12 protein-coding genes are annotated in these 7815 nt (G+C 34.7%); all 12 read left to right on the forward strand.

The features are described from left to right. The first annotated feature begins 100 nt into the window (after positions 1 to 100). The 12 genes from Q1B07_RS25665 (at position 101) to Q1B07_RS25720 (ending at position 7598) form a co-directional block, all read left to right on the forward strand. Positions 101 to 1363: an SLC13 family permease gene (locus Q1B07_RS25665; protein WP_299095408.1), complete on the forward strand. Its 1263-nt coding sequence runs from the start codon at positions 101 to 103 to the stop codon at positions 1361 to 1363. Positions 1364 to 1645: 282 nt separating this feature from the next. After that, positions 1646 to 2035, forward strand: a complete 390-nt coding sequence (locus tag Q1B07_RS25670) for a hypothetical protein (protein WP_299095405.1) — start codon at positions 1646 to 1648, stop codon at positions 2033 to 2035. 215 nt (positions 2036 to 2250) lie between these two features. Further along, on the forward strand, positions 2251 to 2940 hold the full coding sequence (locus Q1B07_RS25675; RefSeq protein ID WP_299095403.1) for a hypothetical protein: 690 nt from the start codon (positions 2251 to 2253) through the stop codon (positions 2938 to 2940). A gap of 12 nt (positions 2941 to 2952) precedes the next feature. After that, a complete protein-coding gene (locus Q1B07_RS25680; protein WP_299095401.1) occupies positions 2953 to 3165 on the forward strand; it encodes a hypothetical protein in 213 nt (70 codons plus the stop codon). Between the two features lie 281 nt (positions 3166 to 3446). After that, complete coding sequence (locus Q1B07_RS25685; protein WP_299095399.1) at positions 3447 to 3863, forward strand: spore coat protein; 417 nt, start codon at positions 3447 to 3449, stop codon at positions 3861 to 3863. A 24-nt stretch (positions 3864 to 3887) separates the two neighbouring features. After that, the gene (locus Q1B07_RS25690; protein ID WP_299095396.1) at positions 3888 to 4172 is read left to right on the forward strand and encodes a hypothetical protein; all 285 of its coding nucleotides are present in this window, start codon (positions 3888 to 3890) and stop codon (positions 4170 to 4172) included. Positions 4173 to 4264: 92 nt separating this feature from the next. Further along, positions 4265 to 4744 (forward strand): spore coat protein, encoded by a 480-nt coding sequence (locus Q1B07_RS25695; protein ID WP_299095393.1) that lies wholly within the window; start codon positions 4265 to 4267, stop codon positions 4742 to 4744. A 191-nt stretch (positions 4745 to 4935) separates the two neighbouring features. After that, positions 4936 to 5262: a DUF1360 domain-containing protein gene (locus tag Q1B07_RS25700; RefSeq protein ID WP_299095411.1), complete on the forward strand. Its 327-nt coding sequence runs from the start codon at positions 4936 to 4938 to the stop codon at positions 5260 to 5262. A 686-nt stretch (positions 5263 to 5948) separates the two neighbouring features. Beyond that, the gene (locus Q1B07_RS25705) at positions 5949 to 6665 is read left to right on the forward strand and encodes a DUF421 domain-containing protein (protein WP_299095391.1); all 717 of its coding nucleotides are present in this window, start codon (positions 5949 to 5951) and stop codon (positions 6663 to 6665) included. After that, positions 6655 to 6867 (forward strand): hypothetical protein, encoded by a 213-nt coding sequence (locus Q1B07_RS25710; RefSeq protein ID WP_299095389.1) that lies wholly within the window; start codon positions 6655 to 6657, stop codon positions 6865 to 6867. The genes Q1B07_RS25705 and Q1B07_RS25710 overlap by 11 nt, the downstream gene beginning before the upstream one ends. Positions 6868 to 6960: 93 nt before the next feature. Beyond that, positions 6961 to 7080: a YjcZ family sporulation protein gene (locus tag Q1B07_RS25715; protein ID WP_084821810.1), complete on the forward strand. Its 120-nt coding sequence runs from the start codon at positions 6961 to 6963 to the stop codon at positions 7078 to 7080. A 263-nt stretch (positions 7081 to 7343) separates the two neighbouring features. Continuing rightward, a complete protein-coding gene (locus tag Q1B07_RS25720) occupies positions 7344 to 7598 on the forward strand; it encodes a stage VI sporulation protein F (protein ID WP_046512131.1) in 255 nt (84 codons plus the stop codon). The last annotated feature ends 217 nt before the right edge of the window (positions 7599 to 7815 follow it).

Consider the following 7815-nt stretch of genomic DNA (forward strand, 5'->3'; position numbering starts at 1 on the left):
TCTTTTAAAAACTTAGAAATGTAATTAATTTTTGATTAAATGCATGACCTGAGAGAAGGTATGAATAATTCAGGATTATATAAAAAAATTACCTGAGTATATGATTGGTTATGAGAAAAGACCGCAAAAAGCCATTTTTAAGCTAATGCTTCCAGCGGCATGTATCTCAATGTTTATGAATAATACACCCCTAGTTGTGATTCTGACTCCCCTTGTGAGGAAATGGGCCCGAAAAATAGGATTGCCAGAGACAAAGCTGCTCATTCCTTTGTTATACGCAGTAATCTTAGGGGGAATGTGTACGCTGATTGGAACCTCTACGAACATTGTTATTAGCGGTTTATTAATGGATAGGACTGGAACAGGATTTAGCATGTTTGAGCTCGGTCTAATCGGCATTCCATGTGCGATTATAGGTATTCTATATATGACGTTTATTGGCAGCAGCATGCTGCCTAATCATGGTGCAAAAGATTCTTTAAAGGAAAAGAACTGCGGTGAATGTCTGGTACAAGCAAAAATTGCTTCAACTTGTCCGATGGTAGGAAAAACAATAAAAGAGGTAGGATTACTATGGTTAAAACAGGGTTATTTTATAACCATAATAAGGAATGGAAAGAGCATTTTTCCGATTTCTAGCAGCAAGACGTTACAAGAAGATGATTTTCTACTATTAAAGGGAGATGATGAAACGATTGGCGGATTAAGGAGCATTCAAGGCCTTACTCTAGAAGTTGAATCAGAATATAAATCCTCTTATTCACCCGAAGTTGATAAAGAGTCTATTTTCTTGATCAGCATTTTCATCATGATGATTGTATCTGTTGGTTTAGGATGGATAAAAATGATTACAGCTGTTTGTATAGCTGTCGTTATTCTTTTATTTTCAAGATCAATATCGATTGAAGAAGCGAGGAATTCAATAGAATGGAAGCTGCTTATTATGATCGGATCATCCTTTGGTATCGCCAAGGCTTTGGAAAAAACAGGGGTAGCTTCAGCAATGGCCGAATGGATCACAAGCCATGTGATGAACTATGGACCTATTGTTATTCTTTCCGTCATTTTTTTCTTAACCTGGATGACGACAGAACTCTTATCAAACAACGCAGCTGCAACGATGATTTTCCCCATTGCCTATTCCGTAGCAGAGCAGATGGCATTAGACCCCACTCCCTTTGCGATCACCATTGCCATTGCTGCATCCACAAGTTTTGCCACTCCGATCGGCTATCAATCAAATATGATTGTTTATGGAACGGGAGGATATTCATTTAGCGACTTTTTGAAGGTTGGTATTCCGCTTGGATTGATTACTATGCTTGTTTCGATGTTATTGATACCTTTTTTTTGGCCGTTTTAGGCAAGGAATTTAATGACGGAAAAACTTGCAGGAGTGATTAAAGAGGGAAGTGAAATTAAACAATCGTTACTTGGTTATTTTATTACTTTATCTTTAGGAAGAAACTACTAACTTTGCCTTCCTTTTGTGCTAAAAAAGTGAATTTCTTTTTGTTAAGATTTTCATTTTTTTAGTACAAAAGGGGGGAATACCTATGTTTAAAAGGTGCAATCGCCCTTACATAATACCTCTTATTGAATATATATATTGTGAGTTTATATCAAATAATAGGAGGATGAAATTATGGGTTGTTGTGGTAAAAGAAAAGGCCATTCCCATATGAGTACAAGTATGGAAGTAGGTGAGATGACTGATTTGTTAAGTTTATTAAAATCAAAACGTAAGAAGAAGCATTGTAAAAAGAAAAAGGATAATGGTAATGGGGTAGTATGTGATGGTTGTGCGTGTACCTTCCTAGCAAATGCTGAAGAAGGGGATGTATTTAATCTCCTCCTTGAAGGAAATGATAATTTCTTAAATTTAGCAGGTAATGGTGGGAATCGTACTGACTTTGAGTTTCAAGGATTTGAGGATTGTTGTGCAATCTTTACTTTCGAAAGCACAGGTCAAACTGAAGAAACATTTGTGGTAGATTGTCGTTGTATTTGTGCACTTGTACCTGTAAATGATTAGATTTAATTAAGTTTTAAAAGAATTTATGTTTTTTTAATATACTAATTACTTCATATCCTGTTAGATGAGTGAATCCTGTATTTATGGGGATTCACTTTTTAAAATTCTAGATTATTAACTATTTTACAAAAAAAGAAACTAATGCCCTAGCAATCTATCTTTTATTGAATATAAATATAGGGCAAAATAAATTATTTAAATAGGAGGATAAAAGAATGAAGCGTAAGAAAGACTTAAGTCTTGAAATGGGCTCGATGGATGAGTTGTTATCTCAGTTAAAAAGCCGTAAAAAACATACTAAAAAACATGACCATAAAAAATGTGATCATAAAAAAGATGATCATAAAAAACATGATCATAAAAAACATCATAATTGTAAAAAGAATGGAAATGGTAATGGGGTAGTATGTGATGGTTGTGCGTGTACCTTCCTTGCAAACGCTGAAGAAGGGGATTTATTTAATCTTCTCCTTGAAGGAAATGATAATTTTCTAAATTTAGCAGGTAATGGTGGGAATCGTACTGACTTTGAGTTCCAAGGATTTGAGGATTGTTGTGCAATCTTTACTTTCGAAAGCACAGGTCAAACTGAAGAAACATTTGTAGTAGATTGTCGTTGTATTTGTGCACTTGTACCAGTAGAAGATAATGGGAATGGTGGCGGTGGAACTCCACCAGTAACACCACCAACAACACCAGTAATTCCTGTAATTCCTGGTTCCCTCAGAGCACGTCTTTTAGAACTTCTTGGTGAACTAGTTCAAATCGAAGTAGGAAATGAACTATTTAATCCATTAGTAGGTAGAGTTTTAGCAGTTAGAACAGACTATATTGTTCTACTTGAAACTACTGGTAACCAAACACTAGTAAGATTAGACCAAATTGAAACTGTAACTGAACTATAAGGGGGGAAAACGATGTTTAGTGAAATGTTAGCTGCGGAGTTAGCTGGCCGTATTGGAGCAAGAGTTTTAATTGCAACAGATCATGCTGAGGTAACTGGTCATATTTTAAATGTTACTGGAAATTTAATCACTGTAGTGGAGAACAATGGATATGGAGCAGGTACAACAACAAGTATGTCAGCCTTATATGTTAACTTTGTTAGATTTTTACCTCCTGCTGCCTAAATCTTGTTAATAGAGGATTGGGTTCAAAAAGAATCCATCCTTTTTTCGTTGTTTTTCTTCAAAAAAGCCTTTTACCACCGTTTTATGGTACAAGGCTTTTTTAATTGAAAAGAAAACAATTTATGCTTTTCTAGTGAACATTTCTCCTATTATAAAAAGTTTAAACATGTAAAATATGCACGCCCACCCAATAAACCAAAAATGGGCACCAAAACCATGTCATTTCCTAAACAAAAACCTAAACCTATGCATTATATATAAAGAGGAAAGGAGGGTTTTTTGTGTACTATTTGAACACTCCAGTTGAAATGAATACAGAATTTCTTTCATCCTTCATTGATGTAGAAGGGGAAATAACAGCTAAGACCATTCAAGCTTCAGGTGATCTTATTCATATAAAAAATTCCCGTAACGTAAGAATTATCACTTATGATGCAGAACAAATTTCTACTCTAAATACGTCCATTCGAGCAGTCATCACGTTGTTTCTTCAATCAATCCTTTTAGACAGTGAAACAGCCGAATTAATCACTCAGGAAATGAAAAATAAATTTAGCATCAAACAAGCCAATAAAAAGGAAATTTTTATCGAAAATTCGGCAGAAGTGGTGATCGATTTAAGAAATCATGAGGTAGCTTATTCACTTCAATTTTTTATGCATGTACTGATAGCTTTGATTTCTGAATTTATCACCTAAGAAAAATGATAAAGGAGGGGTAATATGGATGATAAAAAGCCTGATCTTATGTCTCCTGAAATGGCAAAAATAATGGTTCAACAAATTCTTAACAAGCATAACGTTTCCAAAGAAAAACTAGCACAAATTTCTGACGAAGATAAGGAACGCTTTAAAGAGCTTGCAAAAACATATAAAGCACATGTCGAAAGTCTTCTTGAAGAACAAAGTTTTACAACAGAAGAACCTTCCTCTAAATCTACTAATGAGAAAAAATCAGAAAATAAGATGACTTTGCGACAAAAACTCCGTAAAAGACGAGGCAAATAATCTAAAAATGGGCAAATCACCTGAGGTAAATACCTTATACAAAAGATACCTTTCCTGCATTTAATGTATTAAACCGAAAGGAGGAAGAATAAATGGAAGCAAAACGTTATAACTGGTGTGCTCTTGGAACTGAAGACCACCCAATGAAAGAAAAATGTCATGATGAAAGAGATGTATTTGGTCATCGTAATGATGATGCAATTTTTGAACAAGATGGACTACAAGTTGCAAATACTGAACAAGAAATTAAAGAGTTAATTTTTATCAAAGATTCTTGCGACATTAAAGTAAAATCAGAACAAGAACAATTTGCTGCTACAATCAATATTGGAATTAACTTAATCATCTCTTTATTAAATATCATCCTTGACGACGATGCAGAACTTGTTACACAAGAATTATTGCAAGTAGCACAAACAACTCAAAAGAGTAAACAAAAAGTAGTTATCATAAATTGTAAGGATATTGAGGTTAACTTAGAAGATCAAAATACAGGTGTAACATTAAATCTATTCCTTAATATCTTTGTTGCCTTGCTTAATATTGTCCTTGACCTAGAAGAGATTGTTTAATTGCCGACTCCAATTCAATAAACAATAAATACTAAAGGCAGGATAATATGTATAGCTGATCTCGATCATGAGATCAGCTACCTTTATTTAAAACAAGTTTCATAAATACATATTCTTCAATTAAGCTCATAAAATATGTAAAGAGAACTCAAAAAAGGGTGTGTGTCATATTGACATGGCTGCAATTAATCATGCTTGCACTTGCCTCATTTCGTTTAACAAGATTGTTTGTCTTTGATAAAATTACTGAATTTATCAGACGACCTTTTCATCAAGAAGTCGAAGAGACTGATAAAAATGGAAATGTTGAGACATACATCGTAATGAAGGGAACCGGTTTAAGAATTTGGATCGGTGAGCTTTTAAGCTGCTACTGGTGTACAGGTGTATGGTGTTCTGCCTTTCTATATGCAGTTTGGCTGCTTTGGCCTTCTGTGGCGGAGCCTTTGCTTGTTATTTTAGCTATCGCAGGATTAGCGGGAATCATCGAAACGGTTATAAATAAATTGTTAGATTAGGCTTATGCTTAGAACGATATAAAGTGATACGCATAAACTGAATTTAGGCAATCAATATTGGGTTTGGCTGATTTTATATAGATTTATTACATTATCAATTAGGAAGGTGGGGATACAAATGAAAAAGAGCAGCATAAATCCTACCGATAAGGAACAAAAAACGCCTTCAGTTGGGCAAAAGAAGGTTAAAAAAAGCGGCTGTGGCTGTGGCAAAAAGAAAAAACGGTCATAGTGTAAAAGTAAATATATGAGGCAGGCTGACGAGAAAATTCGTCAGCCTATTATTTTTTAGGGGATCTATAGCTCTGCAAATCAAAGCAATGGATCATCTGATTTAAGAGCAGTAATAAAGTAACAAAAATACTATATCCTGTGTCGCTTATTGTAAGAAGGAAGGGATCGTAATTTCTGATGCGCTATAAGGTATTATGGTATTCCAAAACAGGAGAACCGCTAAAAAGCCATTATCCCAGAGTATATAAGATGGTATCAAATATACCTGTGAAGCCGAAGAAGAACCTGTACTTGAGTACAAATAGGCATTCATTTTTTTCAGCGAAGATTCTCACATAAAAAAGGTTTTGGTAAGAAATGATAATATATCATAACACAAATTTTTCTTACTAAGCCTTCTTCACATATTTAAGAAGGTAAAAAATCAAAAGAAATGTGAAGGTGACAGGGAAATGCTAGACTGGGTTGAAGTAATCATACGTTCAGTACTTATCATTTTAGGATTATTTTTTATCACCAAACTATTGGGAAAAAAGCAATTATCAAAATTATCTTTTTTCGAGTACATCGTCGGGATTACCGTAGGTGATATCGCTGGAACGATTTCAATGGATATTGAATTAAATGTAGTAAATGGTGTGATTTCATTATTAATATGGGCGCTTTTCCCGGTCATTGTATCAATGGCTTCCTTAAAGAGCATTGTTTTTCGCAAAATAGTGGAAGGGACTCCTACAACATTTATTGAGGGAGGTAAGATCCTGGAGGAGAACTTAAAACATGAGAAATACACAACAGATGAGTTAATGGAGCAATTAAGGAAAAAGGATATTTTTTTTGCTGGAGATGTTGAATTTGCAACGCTTGAAACGAATGGGGAATTAAGTGTTTTATTAAAACGGGAAAAAAAGCCCGTGCTTTGGGAGGATCTATTCGGACAAGGGCAGCAGCTAAAAATACCGCAAACGATTATTATGGACGGAAAATTAAATGAAGAAGCCATTTATGCCAGCGGCTATAGTTTGGATTGGGTTAATGCCCAGCTCAAAAAACATGAAGCAGCTGCAGAGGAAATTTTCCTTGGCCAAGTCGACCACTCAGGGAAATTATACCTAGATTATTACAAGGATGGATTGCTTAAAAAAGGAGAGAAAGATATTGATCATTGAACAGGTTTTCCGTGGGTTGCTGGAGAATGTATATCGCCGGCATGATCATATCCAAAGAAAAGAGGATGCCAATCTTTATCGTAAAGAGCGGGAACTGAACCAAATGGATAGGCTGAGTGATGAATTTGAACAAAGAATGGAGTTAGCTGCTGTAGAAATGGAAAAGTGGCTGATTAAACATAAACCTATAAAAAGAAATTAGAATTCTTATCAAAAACTACCCGCAAACGTCCAAACAAACTGACTCCTAGCTTCATATAGTGAAGTAATGATAGCAGGAGGAGGTGCTTAGCGCATGGGTTACGGCTACGGTGGCTATGGTTATGGCGGCGGCGGCTATTACGGCAGCACGTTTGTTTTAATCGTTGTATTATTTATCCTTTTAATCATTGTTGGTGCTTCTTTCTATAACTAAGACCAAAGTGTCTTAGGGGCATCAAAGAAAATACGAGCGGATAATGCTCGTATTTTTTTTTGAACAGGTAAAAAAGGAATGAATTTTAACATCATGAAGTGAAGGCAAAGAATGCTTTCAATCTCATGAGCGTCTTATTTGTTTCAGGCTGATCAAGACTCTTAGGCTTTTCTTACGGAACTTGAACAAAGAGCTCAGTCTCTTTTTATTCACCTTTTGCCTAGAATGTCATAGGATATATTATCAGGTAAGGAGGCGGGAAAATGGATAATAAATTCTTCAAAAATATCGAAAATAAAACTGGCGTTAACATGAATGATGTTTTTGCTTTAGCAAATTCTTTACAGGGTGCAAACTTCAAAGATGAAAAAACTGTACGCAATGTGATCCGCCGCGTATCACAAATTGCTAACAAACCTGTTTCAAAGCAAATGGAAGATAAAATTGTTAATTCAATTGTTAATGGAAATGAAAAATTAGATTTTAACACCATTTCAAAAATGATTAATAAGAAATAAATTTAAAGACAACCAGGTATTTAAGAGAAGGTGAATCAAAGGGGCAAAGCTCTTTTGATTCACCTTATTTTATTTTGTTAATATATTGTTCATTATTCTTTCACCTTAATTTCACAAATCTCCTTTATAGTGAAGGTGACAGGTAGTGTCAAAAGTTCTATGAAAAAACAACGTTTTAGTTTTAATTAACACCGAAGTGAACTTGTTGACCGCCGCA

It is taken from the genome of uncultured Metabacillus sp., from assembly GCF_947503125.1.
In the GTDB taxonomy this organism is placed as follows: domain Bacteria; phylum Bacillota; class Bacilli; order Bacillales; family Bacillaceae; genus Metabacillus.